We start from the raw sequence: 16053 nt of genomic DNA, 5'->3' as shown, positions 1-16053 counted from the left end.
AATCCTTTAGTCCATAATGAGGAGCGCATCCCCGTAGCAACCGAAGCGGTACTTCTCCTTGACCGCTACATTCATCGCATTCATCACATTCTTCTCACCACCCATGGTGGCAGCGCACATGAGGTTGATGCTCTTTGGCGCATTGAAGTTGGTCAGCATAGCGGTTGGTAGGTGAATGTGGTAAGGCGGATAGATAAACTCATTGGTCCAGCCACTGAACTCCTTGAGGTAGCCGTCCGTGCTGACGCCTGTCTCGAGGGCTCGCATGACGGTAGCTCCGACAGCCACTATCTGCGCATTGTCGTCGCGCGCTTGGTTGACGATGTCGCAGCACTCGATGGGGATGTACATCTCTTCGTTCTCCACCTTATACTTGCTGATCGCCTCTACCTCAATCTCCTGATAGCTAGAGAGGTTGTGGTGCAGTGTGAGGAAAGCAAGGTTGCAGCCCTGCAGACGTAGCTTGTGCAGGATAATGTCGCTGAAGTGCAGGCTCGCAGCGGGAGCGCAGACGGCGCCGATATGCTTCGCAAAAACACTCTGATAACGCTCTAGGTCGCTTGGCTCAGCGGGTCGCTTGATCTCCGCGGGTAGCGGTGCTTCGCCTAGACTGTACAGATCCTTGAGGAAGTCTTCGTGAGAGCCGTCGTAGAGGAAGCGTAGGATACGACCGCGCGAGATGGTATTGTCAATAACCTCAGCGACCAGCACGGGAGCTCCGCCCTCCTCGCCGAACTCGAGCTTGTTGCCGATGCGGATCTTGCGAGCTGGATCTACGAGGACATCCCATAGACGCAGGGACTCGTTGAGCTCACGCAGGAGGAAGACCTCGATCTTCGCCTGGTTCTTCTCCTTCAGACCATAGAGCCTGGCGGGGAAAACCTTCGTATCGTTGAAGACAAAGGTGTCTTTCTCTCCAAAGTAGTCGAGTATGTCCACAAAGTTCTTATGCTCGATAGAGCCGTCTGTGCGGTGTAGTACCATCATACGAGACTGATCTCTGAAGGTGGTCGGGTACTGAGCAATAAGCTCCTCGGGGAGCTTGTAATCAAAGTGTGAAAGCTTCGCTTTATGTCGCATATTGGATTCTGTTTCTAATGGGATAGAGTGAGTATAGTAAGGGTGTTTGGTCAGGAGAGCTTTTCCTCGTCGGGCGTTAGGGCGAGCAGTTCGTCTAGCTGATCGAGGCTAAAGCAGTCTGCCTGTGACACCTCGCCAGAGCGTGTCCGCACCAGCTGGGTGAGGTAAGCTCCCGAACTGAGAGCCGTGCCGAGGTCACGAGCCAGCGAACGAATGTAGGTGCCTCTGCTACAGACGATGCGTAGCTGTAGGGCGGGGGGCGTGAAGCTGAGTAGCTCTAGCTCGTGAATGGTGATGCGCTTGTGTGCTAGCTCTACCTCCTGTCCCTGACGGGCTAGGTCATAGGCGCGTATGCCCCCTACCTTGACAGCTGAGAAGGTGGGAGGTCGCTGATCGATCTCTCCCGTGAACTGGTGCAAGGCACTCCGCACCATCTCCTCCGTGATATGTTCGTAGGGATAGGTTGCGTCGATCTCGTGCTCGCTGTCAAAGGAGGGTGTGGTGGCTCCGAGCTGTAGCGTGGCGCGGTACTCCTTGTCGTGGTCCATCAGCTGCTCGATGAGCTTCGTAGCACGCCCTGTGCAGAGCACCAGCACGCCCGTCGCCTGCGGGTCGAGCGTCCCAGCGTGTCCCACCTTGATGCGCTTGACGCCTGTCACCTTGCGCACCATGATGCGCACTTTATTGACCACGTCAAAGGAGGTCCACCCCAACGGCTTGTCCAAGGGTATGATCGCTCCCGAACGTAGCGTGAGGGGGCGATGAGTCTGCAGGTCGGCAGGTGTGTAGAGCTTGGAGGAGACTTCCTGATTCATCTTAGTGCATTGCTAGAGGCACCCCGCAGAGTAGTAGGATGAGTACCAGTAGACCGACCACGATACGGTAGTAGCCGAAGAGCTTGAAGCCGTAGCGGGTCACATAGTTGATAAAGAACCTGATCGCCAGTAGTGCTACTACGAAGGCAACCACATTACCCACTAGTAGTGCCACCCAGTTTTCCTGAAGCTTCTGACTAGAGACAGGATCGGAGAGGAGCTTGTACCCCTTGAGTAGGGTAGCGCCGAGCATCGTCGGCACCGCCAGGAAGAAGGAGAACTCGGTCGCTGCGCGTCTCGTGAGTCGCTGTTGCAGTCCACCCACGATCGTCGCCATAGAGCGTGATACGCCTGGGATCATAGCGATGGTCTGAAAGCAACCGATGACGAAAGCATTGCGATACGACGGACGCTCCACCGTCTGTTTTGTAGCAGGCCAAATGCGATCGATGAAGAGCATAAAGATGCCACCCAAGAAGAGCATCGTGGCGACTACATAGACATTGTCTAGGAGCTTGTCTATCTGCTCCTCCAGTAGTAGTCCGATGACTGCTGCCGGGATGAGACCGACGAGGAGCTTGATATAAAAGGAAAAGCGTCCTACCCACTGCCACCGCTGCGGTAGCTGTCGTGCGCCCTCTTCTACCCGAAAGGTGAAGAATCGCTTGTAGTACAGCACTACGACCGATAGGATCGCTCCAAACTGGATCATCACCGTAAAGGCTCGTAGGAAAGGGGTACTCTCCATCCCGAGTATACCCTGCGTGAGGATCATGTGCCCCGTAGAGCTGACTGGGAGAAACTCCGTCAGCCCCTCTACGATGGCTAGAATAATGGATTCGAGTAGCGTCATCTTAAGCGTTTCGGCACAAGAGGTTTACTTGTTCTGTGGCGTAGTATTGCTATCCTTGTCTTTGCTTTTGTTGGGGCTTTTGGGCTTAGCCATGATAGCGTAGATGATTAGGAGGAAGCCGACCAGCGTGACGATAGGTGCTACGACGATACGACGTGTGCTAAAGATCTCTGCCGTAAACTCTGGATTGTCTGCACTACCTCCCCCCGACATCAAGAGGAGACCCAAGATGATGATCCCCACGGAGATCGCTAGGAGGATATAGTTCTTCTTGCCAAATACCATAATTGATAAGTTGTGATGTATGAGATAATGACTAAGCCATGACGATACGTCCGCCATCCATACGAATATATTTACTCGTCGATATCGAGGCGGTGATCCACGAGAGCAAGATGCCGAGGCAGATGATCCCCCCGAGGATGATCGCCACCTCGCCATAGCTGAGGTAGCTCTCGATGAGTAGCGGATTGCGCTGTGTCATATAGCAGAGCGTGCCTAGGAGCATACAGACCGCCAGCAAGCCTCCCCACAGACCGTTGAAGATACTATAGGTGGTAAAAGGCTTACGTATCAAGCTAGGCTTGGCGCCCAATAAGGTCATAGAGCGGATCAAGAAGCGTCGGCTGTAGATCATAATGTGGGTCATACTATTGACCTGTATGATAGCGATGATCAACAGAATTAGTGAGACGATCAGTAGGATTGTGGAGAGATGCTGCATATTCTCATCGATCATCTGGAGCATGTCTCCACGGTAGCTCATCATCTGCACATTACCCCACGAGGCGAAGTCGCTCTCTATCTGCGCCATGCTATCGGCTACGGCGTACTGAGACTTGAGATGCACCTCAAGCGAGGGCTGTAGGGGGTTAAAGCCGAGGACCGCCACAGGATCTTCGCCTATCTCCTCTTGGAGCTGTCGTGCAGCATCTGCGGGCGTTATGTAAGTTACATCTTTGACGTATGGAGCCTGACTCACCTGCTGCATCAGTCGTATGCTATCCTGAGGAGTGGTCTCAGGGTCTAGTAAGACAGTGAAGGTCATCTCCTCGCGTACCGACTGCTCTAGGTGGCACTTGCCCACCTCAAGGAGAGCGATAGATCCCAGCAGGAAGAGTGGTAGGGCGATACAGACGATCGCAATAATCCTAGAGGAGGGGAGTAGCGATCGGCGCCGTGGACGAGGTGTGTGATGCGACATAGGCGAGCGTGAGTCTTAGCGGTGAAACGTGCGGGCTGTGTTATGGTTACAACAGATAAAAGAAGTCAAGCAACAGTATGCGCCCCCACCTAGCCCGTATCAAAGACTATACAAAGGGCATCATACAGTAATTATGCAAAGGTACTCAAATATCTGAAGCGAAGCCAAGGTTAGCTGTTGGCTGTTGGCTGTTAGCGATTGGCTGTTAGCTGTTAGCTAGTGTTACTTCGTCCCTACAAGTCGACGTATCGCTGGTTTGGGGACGGACGGGTTTCTCCGACTAGAAGTTGACTCATTACGAAAATTTAGAACTGGCTACATATCAATACGGTGCTGTGTCGGGGAAAAGTGATTTCCACGTGGGGATTTTGAAATACCCACGTGGAAAAAGAAAATCCTCCACGTGGGCGCAAAATAAAACTTCGGAAGAATGAAATGAAACTTCGGAGGAATCAAATGAAACTTCGGAGGAATTTTTTGACGCCCACGTGGAGAATAAAAAGTATCCACGTGGATATTCGAGAAAGGAGAGAATCGGACGAATTTCCCTGTAAAGAGATGTAAATAGGGATTGGCTGTTAGCTGTTAGCTGTTGGCGGGGAGCTATCGGAACCATCTGAACCATCTGAGCTATCGGAATGATCAGACCTCTAACCTCTAACCTCTAAGGTCTAATCTCTAACTTCTAATCTCTAACTCTTCTTCGGTTGCTCGACGATCTTGTGGGAGTAGTCTAGCCACAGGTCGTTCTTCTCGTAGAGCTTGCGGCTCCCCCTAGGCACACGAAGCTTGCGGGGCGTACCAAATACACTAAAGAAAGCCATCATACCGACCTCTATCTGTGCGGGATCAGTCGCTTGGAGCTCCACTTCGCGCAGCTGATCACAGAAAGCAAACGCCAGATCTCCAATCTTGCGCACCCCGGCGGGTATCTCTAAGACTTCGAGGTTCTGGGCGTCGTAGCAAGCGTATTCAGCGATCTCTTGCACCATCTCGGGAATGGTATAAGACTCAGCACAGATTCCTGCAGGGTACTGGATCAGTTGCGTCTGCTCCTCATTATATATGATTCCACCGAGCGAGGAGTAGCAAGGATTGTCCAGATCGACCTCAATCTCTTGGAGCTCCGTACAGTCGTGAAAGGGGGCGACCCCGAGACGCGTCGTCTGCGGTGGCAGATACATGTAGGTGAGACCATAGCAGCGGGCGAAAGCATACGACCCAATCTCCTCTAGATAATCTCCGAGCGTTACGTCCGTGAGATAGTAGTTGCTCGCAAAGGCTAGACCCGCAATCTTGCGCACCTCCTCAGGCAGTGTAAACTCCTGCTCCTCCTTACCCGCCGGATAGTGTAGCAGTGTACTCATGTCCTTACTATATAGGATGTTGTCCTCTACGACAAAGTGCTCACTCTCAGGGGCAACAGCGATCTTCGTCATAGCCAGACAGTCCGCAAAGACCCCATCGCCTAGACGCTCTACCGAGGCGGGGATGAGCACCTTTGTGAGGTCGCTACAATTGCTAAAAGCCATCTCCTCAATCACCCGAATGCCCTCCGAGAGCTTCAGCTTGCTGAGCCTGATGCACCCATTGAAGGCGTTGTCGCCGATCTCCTGCACATTGCTGGGGATGACCAACTTTTTGAGCGCCGTACCCGTAAAAGCACTACGCTCGATCCGCTCCACCGTGTCAGGCAGGTCGAGCGCCCTAAGTGAGAAGCACTCGCTAAAAGCAAAGGCACCCACACGCTTCAACCCCGAAGTCAGCTCTAGCGTCTTCATACTGTCACAAGACTCAAAAGCGCCCTCGCCAATCTCCGTGACGCTCCCTGGGATCGTCACAGCCTTTAGGCTCTGGCAGCAGGCGAAAGCACTCTCTCCGATCTGCGTCACCCCCTCGGGTATCTCAACGCTCGTGAGTGCCTTGCAGTTATAGAAGGCGTAGTCACCGATACGGGTCACCCCCTCCTCTAGCACGATTGACTTGATCTCATCTCTGAACTCCCGCCATGGGGTTTCTCCAATAGGGTAGTCGGGTATAGCACCCGCACCCGATAGTGTGAGCGACTGCTCCTTGGGGTCGTATAGCCACGAGAGCTGCCCCGTCTCACCGCTCTGTGGAGTCTTGATCTTACTCATTGATTTAGTCCTTATTTGAAATTGTCGACTTTTGCAACAGTCTCTATTTAGTTAGTTTGGTGATCCACTCGGCGATCAGCTCCAGTACCTCGGGAGCGATCGTCTCGCTGATCTGATAGTATTCGCTCACGGCTCCTGTCGTCGCATGCTGGAAGAGGTGGTTCAGCCCCTCCAGCTTGCGCACTTGCCGTGGTGTCCCCGTCGGGAGACTCTGCTCGATGACGGGCAGATGCTTGTCCGCCAGCACCTGTTGGTCTAGCGAACCGTTGAGTGCCAGCACAGGGCAGTGCGTCTGCGCTATATCCCCCTTCGGATCGTATTGCGTGAAGTAGATAAGCCAAGGGTTTAGCCCATCGGCAACCTTCTTGAGATCCAAGACCAATCCGATAGGAAGCTGGTAATGTCCCTCCGACAGCACCTTGGTGACCAAAGCCTCGCCACGCAGGTCGCTCTGAGCAGCTTGGTCAAAGGTCGCCACAGCTGCTCGCAGATACTCTGCTCGAAGCTCTTCTGGCACCTCTGCCCGAGTAAGGGCCAGGTCCATCTGGTCTTGCAAAACCTCCTTGCCAGGCAGCGTGCTACCCGCTAAGCTAATGATGAAGTCAGGGACGCCTCGAGCTGCCAGCATGAAGGCGATGGTACCGCCCTCGCTATGACCTAGCACGCCCACCTTGTCGAAAGCCTTACGACTGCGTAGGTAGTGGACCGCTGCTGCTGCATCGTCCGCTAGCGTTGCAGTAGTCGCCTCGGCGACACTGACCGAGTCTATATCGTCGTGATAGCCACGATCGTCGTAGCGCAGCGTCGCTACGCCATGCCGCGCCAAGTAGTCCGCCAGCACGGCAAAGGGCTTATGCTCCGCAAGAGTCTCATCACGATCCTGTATGCCCGAGCCAGAGACAAAGAGCACGACCTGCCCCACACGGCTCCCCGCCTGATGCCCGACAGGGTAGGTGAGCGTGCCGTGGAGCGGTGCCGAGCCGTTGTAAAAGGTCACCTCCTCCGTCTCGTAGGGGTAGGGGGGCTGTGGCGTCTGCGGACGATCAGCCTTGGCGGGCTTACTGGCTCGTACGAGTGTGAGCGGTAGCGACATACCGCCCTGAGCGAAGGTTCCCACGATGGTGTCGCTACTCGTTAGCTTCCCCTCGTAGCGAATGTATAGATTCGGAATGGTGATGACGACGCCCTCGGCAAGCTCGATCGTTGCTTCGATACCAGTCGCCATCTGCGACGGACTATCCATCGTGCAGCAGACAGTCTCTTGTTTATCTCTAAAGATGTTGAAGCGGAGCGGTAGCTCCGTGCCTGAGACTTGCAGGGTGCCCTCCCAGATGCCGAGGGGAAGTGCCTGCTTTGTCTCTTGTTGCGCTGATAGAAGCAGTGCGCCACAGAGGTAGCAGCAGAGGAGTATGAGTAGTTTGCGGATGGAGGTCATAGGTTCTGTTGTTATGGTTCTGTTTCGCTTAGAGTCCGTGCACTTTGTTGGGGTTGGCTTTGATAAACTCCTTCCAGCTCTTGGCACTCACGTTGGACGTAGCCACAGCATTAGAAGTTTGCAGGAAGTGACAGTAGGCGACCGCCAAGCCGTCGGTCGCATCGAGCTTTTCCGGCATCAGTTCGGTGGGAATGCGCAGCACTCGCTGGAGCATCGTCGCCACCTGCTCTTTGGAAGCTTGCCCCGTACCAGTGATCGCCTGCTTGACACGCATCGGCACGTACTCCGCGATGGGTATGTCTCGGCTCAGAGCCGCTGCCATAGCGACCCCCTGCGCCCGCCCCAGCTTGAGCATCGACTGCACATTCTTGCCGTAGAAAGGGGCCTCTAGAGCCATCTCATCAGGTAGGAACTCGTCGATCAGTCCCGCCACACGGCTATAGATACGTCCTAGACGGGTGTAGTGATCCTCGTAACGGCTCAGCTCGATCACCCCCATAGTGAGCATCTCGGCCTGCTGCCCCCGCACGGAGAGCAACCCGTAGCCCATCACGATGGTGCCGGGGTCGATGCCGATAAGGATGCGCTCGCCGCGTGACTTGCTCATAGTGCGATCTGTCTCATTGGGGTGACATGGTATAGGACGCGCTCGCCAAAGGTCTTGCCCAGCAGCTCCAGCCGCTCGCACAGTACCTCAGAGAGGTAGTGCTCTACATCTCGCTCCTGCTCTAGAGAGATGAGCAGAGCTAGGACCATATCGTCCATCGGCTGCGCCATCTCCACGACAGGCGCCTGTGCCATCACCTCTAGGAGATCCACCTGCGCCACGCCCTCATCGTCACGGAGCAGTGGCACCAGCGTAGTGCGTAGGAAACGGTCGAGGAGCTGATACTCCTGAGCTTTGATAAAGATAGATACGTTGACTCGATACATAGGGATATTGTCGTTGATCTAGCGAGGTGCGCTCGAGAGCCACCCCATGGTATGATGCAAAGATAACAAAAATGCCCCTGTGGTTAGAGGTTAGAGATTAGAAGTTAGAGATTAGAGGTTTTTCTAGTGGCACTAGTATTCCTAGTAGCACTAGAGCCTCTAGCCAATAGCCAACAGCCAATAGGCAACAGGCGAGTAACTTTTGGAAAAGCGACTTTTCGTGCAAAAGTAGCTTTTCGAAAAGTGGTTTTGGCGGAAGGCGGGGGACGATGTGCTAGAGCTGGGCGATGAAGTTGTGCAGGTAGCGGCGTCCGTGGTCGGAGATGTAGCTCTCGGGGTGAAACTGCACGCCCCACAGCGGCAGGCTGCGATGACGTAGTGCCATGATGGTGCCATCGGACTGTGCGTGTGCCGTGACTTGTAGCGTGTCGGGGAGGCTGTCGGGCTGCACGACCCACGAGTGATAACGCCCGATGTGGCTCCCGGTGGGGATGTCTCGTAGCAGTGTGTCGTGATGATCGATGATGAGTTGGTCGGTATGCCCGTGGAGGGGGGCGCGGAGCTGCACTAGCTCGGCACCGCAGTAGCTGGCGAGTGCTTGATGTCCTAGGCAAACGCCCAGCATGGGCAGCTCCGTGTGGTAACTGTCTATGAGCTGCATCAGGTAGGGTTGCTCCGTCGGTATCCCAGGACCTGGAGAGAGCAGGATGCCGTGACAGTGCGCGACCATGGCGGGCGTGATCTGCTCCGTGTAGTGTATCTCCATGGAGCACTCGTCGAGCTGCCGCAGGAGCTCTACGAGGTTGTAGACAAAGGAGTCGTGATTGTCAGCTATCAGTAGATGTTTCATTACAAGCCACGAAGATAGTATATTTGCAGATACTAACGACGCAAGTGGTCACACTTGACGAGTAATGATATGTAGTCCACGTCGCCCTGTAGGGACGCACGGTCTGTGCGTCCGTTGTAGAACCAGCTTGACGCAGTACATCGATACGTCGCCTTGTAGGGACGCACGGTCGTGCGTCCGTTGCGTCAAAGGTTACAGCGTCAGGACTTTAACGGGACGGACGCACGACCGTGCGTCCCTACAAATCGTTACTCGTGAGATTTGCGAAATTGAAATGGAGTAAAACGAGCGAATGATATGAAGCAATCGATGATTGATAGGCTCAACGAACTGGGCGGGCAGGGCAAGCCCTTTGTCTTCTGCCTAGACTATGAGATGAGCGAACTGCTCCTCCTCGAGGAGCCGCTGGCGCAGCAAGAGCTGCGCTTCGATATAGGCGGCGTGACCAATAGCCCGGCACGCTCCGTGAGCGATACGCCGGCTGTGCTACAGGCCACACCGATCAGCGAGGAGGCTTATGCGGAGCGTTTTGCAGTGATCCGTCATGCCCTGGAGAGAGGCGACAGCTTTTTGGCCAATCTGACGGTGTCGACCCCCATAGAGCTGAATATCTCGCTGGAGGAGGTCTTCCTTCGTTCGCAGGCTCGCTATAAGTGCTATCTGCCGGGACGATTCGTTTGCTTTTCGCCTGAGACCTTCGTGCGCATCGTGGGGGATGAGATCAGCTGCTTCCCGATGAAGGGGACGATAGATGCGACCCGGCCCGATGCTGCTGCGACCATCCTCGGCGACTACAAGGAGACGGCCGAGCACTACACGATTACCGACTTGATACGCAACGACTTGAGCCGCGTGAGTCTCCATGTTGCGGTGAGGCGCTTTAGGTATATCGATGAACTGGTTACTAGTCGTGGACACTTGCTTCAGGTGAGCTCAGAGATCGTTGGACAGCTTGCTCCTGACTGGCGCGCTCATCTCGGAAGCATCCTGAGCGAACTGCTCCCGGCGGGCTCTATTAGTGGGGCGCCCAAGGAGGCGACCGTACGGGCGATTGCTGAGGCGGAGGGGGAGCCGAGAGGCTTTTACACGGGCATCTGCGGATACTTCGACGGGGAGACGCTAGACAGTGGCGTGATGATACGCTTCATAGAGCAGCAGGCGGATGGCGCGCTGCGCTACCGTAGCGGTGGCGGGATCACGATCAATAGTCAGTGCGCAGAGGAGTATCGGGAGGTGTGTCAAAAGGTTTATCTACCATTCGTATGAGTCGCGTACCGTTATTACTAGAGAGCATCCGCTACGTAGATGGCGAGCCGGAGCTGTTGCCTCTGCACCAAGAGCGCGTCGACCGGTCGCTCGCTGCGTATGGCGTCACGCCTCGCTGGCGACTGGCGGACTATCTAGCGCAGCACCCTTGTCCGGCGTCACTTATGGGGGTGGTCAAGTGCCGTCTGCTATACGATGCGGAGCCGCTGGAGGTGGGTTACGCTCCTTATCATCGGCGTACGATCGAGTCGCTGAGAGCTGTCGCTGCGCCGGCGCTGGACTACCACCTCAAGTGGGCCGACCGGGAAGCCTTGCAGGCACTACTGGAGTTGCGTGGTGAGGCGGATGAGATCGTGATCGTCAATGAGGAGGGCTTGCTCACGGACAGCTCCTACACGAATATCGCTTTGCGCCAAGAGAACCGCTGGTACACGCCTCGTGTGCCGCTACTTGCTGGGGTGCAACGCGCGCATTTGATCGCTGAGGGGGTACTGACGCCGCGGGACATACCGCTCGTTACACTATCCGCCTACGATCGCATCGCCCTTATCAATGCCATGATGCCGTGGGCGGAGCGGATAGAATTAGAAGTTAGAGATTAGAGGTTAGAGATTAGAGGAGATCGGAGACGAGTAACTCCTGTATGGACGCACAGACCGTGCGTCCCTACAGGAGTTGTCTTGCTTATTCAACAACGGACGCCCTCTCTCTAGATACGACCGTGCGTCCCTACAGGAGTCGTCTTGCCGTTTTCGACAAAAAACAAGCTCACACCTAGAGTAGCGTGTACTCTAGGTGTGAGCTTATACAAACGCCAGATAGCCGTGGCTATCTAGAGCATGTAACCTTATGGGTTAGAGAAGTGGTGCGACGGACTTACTAGTACTCGTCAGATACAGATAGCTTAGCGCGACCCTTGGCGCGACGCATAGCTAGTACCTTGCGACCTGATGCAGTCGCCATACGAGCTCTAAATCCGTGCTTGTTCTTTCTCTTGCGGTTCGATGGTTGGAATGTACGCTTCATATCGGTATGTCTCTGATGCTTATGATTACTATGGTGAAGAACCTACTCACTATGAGTGAAGGCTTCGGTTGGCAAAGGTACAAAAAATATCTTTACCAGTCACTATCCTGCCGAGAAATTGTGTTGAAGTGAAAACTAGACTCCTGCAGATCGCTAGACGTCAAGGGGGCACGGCAAGTCGTTAGTTAGTGCTTCCCATACAAGGTGTATAAGAACAAGGTGTATAGGAGGAGGACTGTTTCAGACAGAATAAAAAGACTCCCTCCACATAACTGCGGGGGGAGTCTCTTTATTTCACTAGACTACTTCTTTGTAGTCTTAGTCAGTCTCTGTGGAACTGTCGTGTTTAGTTCTTAACAGCCTTGAGCTGACCCTTGGCGAATGACAGATCGAAGTCACGTGCCTCTGCATTCTTGAAGATAGTAGCTACCTTTGACTTGTCTCCGACATTTGCATAAGCAAGCTCAAAACGTAAAGAGTAATAGCCTACGAACTTCTGATCGCTTGGAGCAAGATCTTCCTTTTTCAGCTGCTTACTATAGACATAGACTCCTAGGGGAACATCCTTGATGGCTTTTACGTTAAAGCCCATCCATGCGTTCTTTCCCTTTTCGTAATCAGCTTTTGTGTCAAAGCCATAGAGGTTTTTCAATAGGTATACTACACCACCATCCTTCTCAGCATCAGCACGTAGCTCTGGAGCTAGAGGATCCTTCTCGTAAACCCAAAGTACAAAGGGAGAAATCCATGGATTTCCACTTGGAGGGGTGTGGATGTAGCGTACACCGTGGAAGAAGTACTTAGGAGCTTTCCCGTCCTTAGTGTCAACCATAGGAGACTGGAATGGGAACATGAAGTCTTTGTTGTCCTTATAGTCATAAGACTCCTGATCCCACTCCCAGCCAGCAGCTGTCATGACCATCTTGAAGACCTCTAGGTTATTTTTAGTGAAGTTAGCCTTGTCTGAAGGTACGTAGATGAAGTGAGGAATATCCTGATCCTTAGATCCAATACCAGAGTTTGTATCCATAGAACTTGCATCAATGACCTCGACATTAGCGGTCTTGGTAGCGTCGCCAGCCTTGACGGTGATGACGGTCTTACCAGCCTTGACACCCGTTACGACGCCCTTGTCGCTAACAGTAGCGATGTCTGCATTAGCGGACTCGAAGGTGTACTTCGTGTCAGCTGGCTGAACGGTTACAGTGAGCTCCTGGGTCTTGCCGACCATTACCTTGACATCCTTGGGCTCAACTTTGAGCTTGACCTCAGTCTTGGGCTTTGGCTTGTTGCCACTCGTGTTGTCCTTCTTGCAGGACGAGAAGCACAGCGTGAGTGCTGTGAGCGCTGCGAGCGCTAGAAAGATTTTTTTTGTCATAGTTATTTGTGTTGGGTTATTAGTGAGTGTCTATTTATTGAGTAGGTCCACCGACCCATTGCTCTTCGATGCAAAGATAACTATTTCCTTTGAATTAACAAGCGGTGAAGAAATCTGAGTAATCGGGGAGCGAGCACTGTCTTGCTAGCGTGGAGCTAGACGGAGACGGGCGCGGGGATGTGCGGGTAGGGGTTGTAGTCGGAGAGGGTGAAGTCGTCATAGACGAAGTCAAAGAGCGACTGCCCGCGGTCTCGTAGGGTCATCGTGGGGAGCGGGCGTGGCGTACGGGTGAGCTGCAGGCGCGCCTGCTCGAGATGGTTCTTATAGAGATGTGCATCGCCGAGGGTATGGATGAAGCGTCCGGGACGTAGCCCCGTGACTTGCGCCGTCATCATGAGGAGGAGTGCGTAGGAGGCGATGTTGAAGGGGACCCCGAGGAAGATGTCGGCACTGCGCTGGTAGAGCTGCAGGTCGAGCTGGTCCCCCACGACGTAGTACTGCATGAGGCAGTGACAGGGGGAGAGGTGCATGAGGGGTAGGTCGGCAACATTCCACGCTGAGACAACGATACGTCGGCTGTCGGGCTGATGCTGTATGAGGTCGAGGGCTTGCTGCATCTGATCGATGGTCTGCCCCGTGTGTGGGTCGAACCAATGTCTCCACTGCGCCCCGTAGATGGGGCCTAGGTCGCCCGCTTCGTCGGCCCACTCATCCCAGATAGAGACTTTGTTGTCGTGCAGGTACTGGAGGTTGGTATCGCCCTTGAGGAACCATAGTAGCTCGTGGATGATGCTGCGCAGGTGTAGCTTCTTGGTGGTGAGCAAGGGGAATCCGTCGGCCAGGTCAAAGGTCATCTGATGTCCGAAGACACCGACGGTGCCAGTGCCCGTGCGGTCTGTGCGTTCGTTGCCCTCGGTGAGGACACGCTCTATTAGGTCAAGGTATTGCTGCATAGTGGTACGTTGGTTAGAGTGAAGGGGCGAGAACGAGTAACCCTTTGTAGGGACGCACGGCTCGTGCGTCCGTCCCCGTTACAGGGTTACTGCGTCAAGATCGTTCGACGACGGACGCACAGATCGAGCGTCCCTACAGGGCGACGTATCAATGTACTGCGTCAAGATCGTTCGACAACGGACGCACAGATCGTGCGTCCCTACAGGGCGACGTATCAATGTACTGCGTCAAGATCGTTCGACGACGGACGCTCAGATCGAGCGTCCCTACAGGGCGACGTATCAATGTACTGCGTCAAGATCGTTCGACGACGGACGCTCAGATCGAGCGTCCCTACAGGAGTCGTGATCGTGCGTCCGCCCGTCTTTACAGCCCTCTACGCCTCAGTGGCGGACGTAGAGGTCTGCACAGCGTAGTGCTGGAGCTGCTTGGGATCGAAGCGACGTATCTGTCCCTCGCACTTGTCCATCTCTCCACTGGCGTACTGTACATATACGTGTGTGGAGTGCTCGTAGAGGTCGGGACGCTCCTGCGCTGCGATGAGTAGCAGGTGTGCGAAGATGCAGTGCCCACACATCTCGACGAGACGACGAGCGTGGTAGTCGAGGAGGGTCTGATCCTTAGCTTCAGTAACCAGCTCGGTGCAAGCCTTAGCACGCTCTATCCAAGTGGCTAGTAGCTCCTTCGTCTCCTGCCACTCGGGCGAGACAGCTACCTGCTGGTACTCCTCGAGGCGGGCGAAGTATGTGCCAGTGGTGACGTGGCGGATAGCCGCTACGACTTGTAGCTGCGTGGTACCCTCGTAGATGTTGGTGATACGCACGTCACGATAGAGACGCTCGCAGGTGTAGTCCTTCATATAGCCTGAGCCACCGTATATCTGGATGCAGTCGTAGACATTTTGGTTGGCTAGCTCGGTGCTCATACCTTTGCCAATGGGCGTATAAGCGTCAGCCAAACGGCTGTAATACTTCTGCTCCTTGCGCTCCTCGGGAGTAAGCTTGCGCTCACGCGCTATGTCGTCGTAAGCCTTGTACATATCCACGAAGCGACTCGTCTCGTAGAGATGCGCACGGGTCGCATCAGCCTTAGCACGTATGAGGGCTAGCATCTCATAGACAGCGGGGAACTTGTCGATAGCGTGCCCATACTGATGACGGTCAGCAGCGTAAGCCTTAGCCTCACGATAGGCAGCCTCAGAGATACCGACAGCTTGCGCCATGATGCCTAGACGAGCTCCATTCATCAGAGACATGACGTAGCGAATGAGTCCTAGACGACGCTCACCACAGAGCTCAGCCGGAGCATCCTTAAAGACAAGCTCGCAGGTGGGGACACCCTTGATACCCATCTTGTTCTCTATGCGGCGGACGGTCACGCCCCCCTTCTTAGCGTCATAGATAAACATGGAGAGACCACGTGCATCCTTGGTCCCCTCCTCACTACGTGCTAGTACGAGGTGAATGTCTGAGTCGCCATTGGTGATAAAGCGCTTGACGCCGTTGAGGTACCACTGCTGGTCAGCCTCGTTGTAAGTAGCCTTGAGCATGACCGCCTGCAGGTCACTACCGGCATCCGGCTCGGTCAAGTCCATAGACATCGTTTCGCCGGCGCAGACACGGGGTAGGAAACGCTCACGCTGATCCTCAGAGCCAAACTCGTAAAGCGTCTCGGCGCAGTCTTGTAGTCCCCAGAGGTTCTCAAAGCCCGCGTCAGCACGTGAGACCATATCGGCAGCCATAATATAAGGAGTGATCGGCATGTTGAGACCTCCGTAGCGACGGGGAAGTGCCATACCCATGAGACCGGTCTGTCGTACCGTGTCGAGGTTTTGCGCTGTGAGCGGATCGTAAGAGACGCGTCCCTCGTGGAGCGTTGGTCCCGTCAGGTCCACCTCGGCCGCATTGGGAGCTATCACCTCGCCACACACCTCACCGACTATCTCTAGTACACGCTGGTAGCTATCCAGCGCATCGGCATAGTCTGAGGGGGCATAGTCATACTGGTCAGCATCGGCATAGTCACGCTCCTTAAGTCGTGCAATGCGCTCCATGAGCGGATGCTGGAGGTGGTACTGTATATGTGGATTGTCTGTATAGAAATTAGCCATGATTCTGTCGT

General features: G+C 54.5%; 16 protein-coding genes. 2 read left to right on the top strand and 14 right to left on the bottom strand.

The window, feature by feature from the left end; genetic code table 11:
- Positions 1-6: 6 nt before the first annotated feature.
- The 10 genes from queA to Q2J34_RS09685 form a co-directional block, all read right to left on the bottom strand.
- Positions 7-1080, bottom strand: a complete 1074-nt coding sequence (gene queA, locus Q2J34_RS09730; RefSeq protein WP_297113697.1) for a tRNA preQ1(34) S-adenosylmethionine ribosyltransferase-isomerase QueA — start codon at positions 1078-1080, stop codon at positions 7-9.
- 50 nt (positions 1081-1130) lie between these two features.
- Positions 1131-1895: a tRNA pseudouridine(55) synthase TruB gene (gene truB, locus Q2J34_RS09725; RefSeq protein ID WP_300970117.1), complete on the bottom strand. Its 765-nt coding sequence runs from the start codon at positions 1893-1895 to the stop codon at positions 1131-1133.
- A gap of 1 nt (position 1896) precedes the next feature.
- Positions 1897-2748 carry an undecaprenyl-diphosphate phosphatase gene (locus Q2J34_RS09720; RefSeq protein WP_300970116.1) on the bottom strand — a complete coding sequence of 284 codons (852 nt, stop codon included), beginning with the start codon at positions 2746-2748 and terminating at the stop codon, positions 1897-1899.
- A gap of 24 nt (positions 2749-2772) precedes the next feature.
- Positions 2773-3033, bottom strand: coding sequence for a DUF3098 domain-containing protein (locus tag Q2J34_RS09715; RefSeq protein WP_298887286.1), 261 nt, complete (start codon positions 3031-3033; stop codon positions 2773-2775).
- 31 nt (positions 3034-3064) lie between these two features.
- The gene (locus Q2J34_RS09710; protein ID WP_300970115.1) at positions 3065-3952 is read right to left on the bottom strand and encodes a cell division protein FtsX; all 888 of its coding nucleotides are present in this window, start codon (positions 3950-3952) and stop codon (positions 3065-3067) included.
- 692 nt (positions 3953-4644) lie between these two features.
- A complete protein-coding gene (locus Q2J34_RS09705) occupies positions 4645-6090 on the bottom strand; it encodes a leucine-rich repeat domain-containing protein (RefSeq protein ID WP_300970114.1) in 1446 nt (481 codons plus the stop codon).
- A gap of 43 nt (positions 6091-6133) precedes the next feature.
- Positions 6134-7525 carry an alpha/beta hydrolase family protein gene (locus Q2J34_RS09700; RefSeq protein ID WP_298887297.1) on the bottom strand — a complete coding sequence of 464 codons (1392 nt, stop codon included), beginning with the start codon at positions 7523-7525 and terminating at the stop codon, positions 6134-6136.
- A 28-nt stretch (positions 7526-7553) separates the two neighbouring features.
- A complete protein-coding gene (gene ruvC, locus Q2J34_RS09695; RefSeq protein ID WP_298887300.1) occupies positions 7554-8132 on the bottom strand; it encodes a crossover junction endodeoxyribonuclease RuvC in 579 nt (192 codons plus the stop codon).
- Positions 8129-8458: a hypothetical protein gene (locus tag Q2J34_RS09690; protein ID WP_298887303.1), complete on the bottom strand. Its 330-nt coding sequence runs from the start codon at positions 8456-8458 to the stop codon at positions 8129-8131. The genes ruvC and Q2J34_RS09690 overlap by 4 nt, the downstream gene beginning before the upstream one ends.
- 274 nt (positions 8459-8732) lie before the next feature.
- Complete coding sequence (locus Q2J34_RS09685) at positions 8733-9308, bottom strand: anthranilate synthase component II (protein WP_298887306.1); 576 nt, start codon at positions 9306-9308, stop codon at positions 8733-8735.
- A 297-nt stretch (positions 9309-9605) separates the two neighbouring features.
- Here Q2J34_RS09685 and Q2J34_RS09680 point away from each other — a divergent pair, with 297 nt between their 5' ends.
- Positions 9606-10574: an aminodeoxychorismate synthase component I gene (locus Q2J34_RS09680; protein ID WP_298887309.1), complete on the top strand. Its 969-nt coding sequence runs from the start codon at positions 9606-9608 to the stop codon at positions 10572-10574.
- Complete coding sequence (locus Q2J34_RS09675; protein ID WP_298887312.1) at positions 10571-11176, top strand: aminotransferase class IV; 606 nt, start codon at positions 10571-10573, stop codon at positions 11174-11176. The genes Q2J34_RS09680 and Q2J34_RS09675 overlap by 4 nt, the downstream gene beginning before the upstream one ends.
- A gap of 277 nt (positions 11177-11453) precedes the next feature.
- Here Q2J34_RS09675 and rpmH read toward each other — a convergent pair whose 3' ends face one another.
- The 4 genes from rpmH to Q2J34_RS09655 all read right to left on the bottom strand — a co-directional run bounded on the left by rpmH (position 11454) and on the right by Q2J34_RS09655 (position 16042).
- Entirely contained in the window at positions 11454-11600 is a 147-nt protein-coding gene (gene rpmH, locus Q2J34_RS09670) for a 50S ribosomal protein L34 (protein WP_007364380.1), read from the bottom strand.
- A gap of 346 nt (positions 11601-11946) precedes the next feature.
- On the bottom strand, positions 11947-12978 hold the full coding sequence (locus tag Q2J34_RS09665; RefSeq protein ID WP_298887316.1) for an Ig-like domain-containing protein: 1032 nt from the start codon (positions 12976-12978) through the stop codon (positions 11947-11949).
- 155 nt (positions 12979-13133) lie between these two features.
- Positions 13134-13931, bottom strand: a complete 798-nt coding sequence (locus tag Q2J34_RS09660) for a thymidylate synthase (RefSeq protein WP_298887319.1) — start codon at positions 13929-13931, stop codon at positions 13134-13136.
- Between the two features lie 377 nt (positions 13932-14308).
- On the bottom strand, positions 14309-16042 hold the full coding sequence (locus Q2J34_RS09655) for an acyl-CoA dehydrogenase family protein (RefSeq protein WP_300970113.1): 1734 nt from the start codon (positions 16040-16042) through the stop codon (positions 14309-14311).
- Positions 16043-16053 lie beyond the last annotated feature (11 nt).

It is taken from the genome of Porphyromonas vaginalis (assembly GCF_958301595.1).
GTDB lineage: Bacteria > Bacteroidota > Bacteroidia > Bacteroidales > Porphyromonadaceae > Porphyromonas > Porphyromonas vaginalis.
Note: the sequence above shows the minus strand (reverse complement) of the source record. Positions and strands in the feature narration are given on the sequence as shown.

What these genes read in the sequence shown, in the direction of transcription:
- queA (WP_297113697.1), bottom strand. Translation starts at nt 1,080, where the DNA reads ATGCGACATAAAGCGAAGCTTTCACACTTTGATTACAAGCTCCCCGAG.
- truB (WP_300970117.1), bottom strand. Translation starts at nt 1,895, where the DNA reads ATGAATCAGGAAGTCTCCTCCAAGCTCTACACACCTGCCGACCTGCAG.
- Q2J34_RS09720 (WP_300970116.1), bottom strand. Translation starts at nt 2,748, where the DNA reads ATGACGCTACTCGAATCCATTATTCTAGCCATCGTAGAGGGGCTGACG.
- Q2J34_RS09715 (WP_298887286.1), bottom strand. Translation starts at nt 3,033, where the DNA reads ATGGTATTTGGCAAGAAGAACTATATCCTCCTAGCGATCTCCGTGGGG.
- Q2J34_RS09710 (WP_300970115.1), bottom strand. Translation starts at nt 3,952, where the DNA reads ATGTCGCATCACACACCTCGTCCACGGCGCCGATCGCTACTCCCCTCC.
- Q2J34_RS09705 (WP_300970114.1), bottom strand. Translation starts at nt 6,090, where the DNA reads ATGAGTAAGATCAAGACTCCACAGAGCGGTGAGACGGGGCAGCTCTCG.
- Q2J34_RS09700 (WP_298887297.1), bottom strand. Translation starts at nt 7,525, where the DNA reads ATGACCTCCATCCGCAAACTACTCATACTCCTCTGCTGCTACCTCTGT.
- ruvC (WP_298887300.1), bottom strand. Translation starts at nt 8,132, where the DNA reads ATGAGCAAGTCACGCGGCGAGCGCATCCTTATCGGCATCGACCCCGGC.
- Q2J34_RS09690 (WP_298887303.1), bottom strand. Translation starts at nt 8,458, where the DNA reads ATGTATCGAGTCAACGTATCTATCTTTATCAAAGCTCAGGAGTATCAG.
- Q2J34_RS09685 (WP_298887306.1), bottom strand. Translation starts at nt 9,308, where the DNA reads ATGAAACATCTACTGATAGCTGACAATCACGACTCCTTTGTCTACAAC.
- Q2J34_RS09680 (WP_298887309.1), top strand. Translation starts at nt 9,606, where the DNA reads ATGAAGCAATCGATGATTGATAGGCTCAACGAACTGGGCGGGCAGGGC.
- Q2J34_RS09675 (WP_298887312.1), top strand. Translation starts at nt 10,571, where the DNA reads ATGAGTCGCGTACCGTTATTACTAGAGAGCATCCGCTACGTAGATGGC.
- rpmH (WP_007364380.1), bottom strand. Translation starts at nt 11,600, where the DNA reads ATGAAGCGTACATTCCAACCATCGAACCGCAAGAGAAAGAACAAGCAC.
- Q2J34_RS09665 (WP_298887316.1), bottom strand. Translation starts at nt 12,978, where the DNA reads ATGACAAAAAAAATCTTTCTAGCGCTCGCAGCGCTCACAGCACTCACG.
- Q2J34_RS09660 (WP_298887319.1), bottom strand. Translation starts at nt 13,931, where the DNA reads ATGCAGCAATACCTTGACCTAATAGAGCGTGTCCTCACCGAGGGCAAC.
- Q2J34_RS09655 (WP_300970113.1), bottom strand. Translation starts at nt 16,042, where the DNA reads ATGGCTAATTTCTATACAGACAATCCACATATACAGTACCACCTCCAG.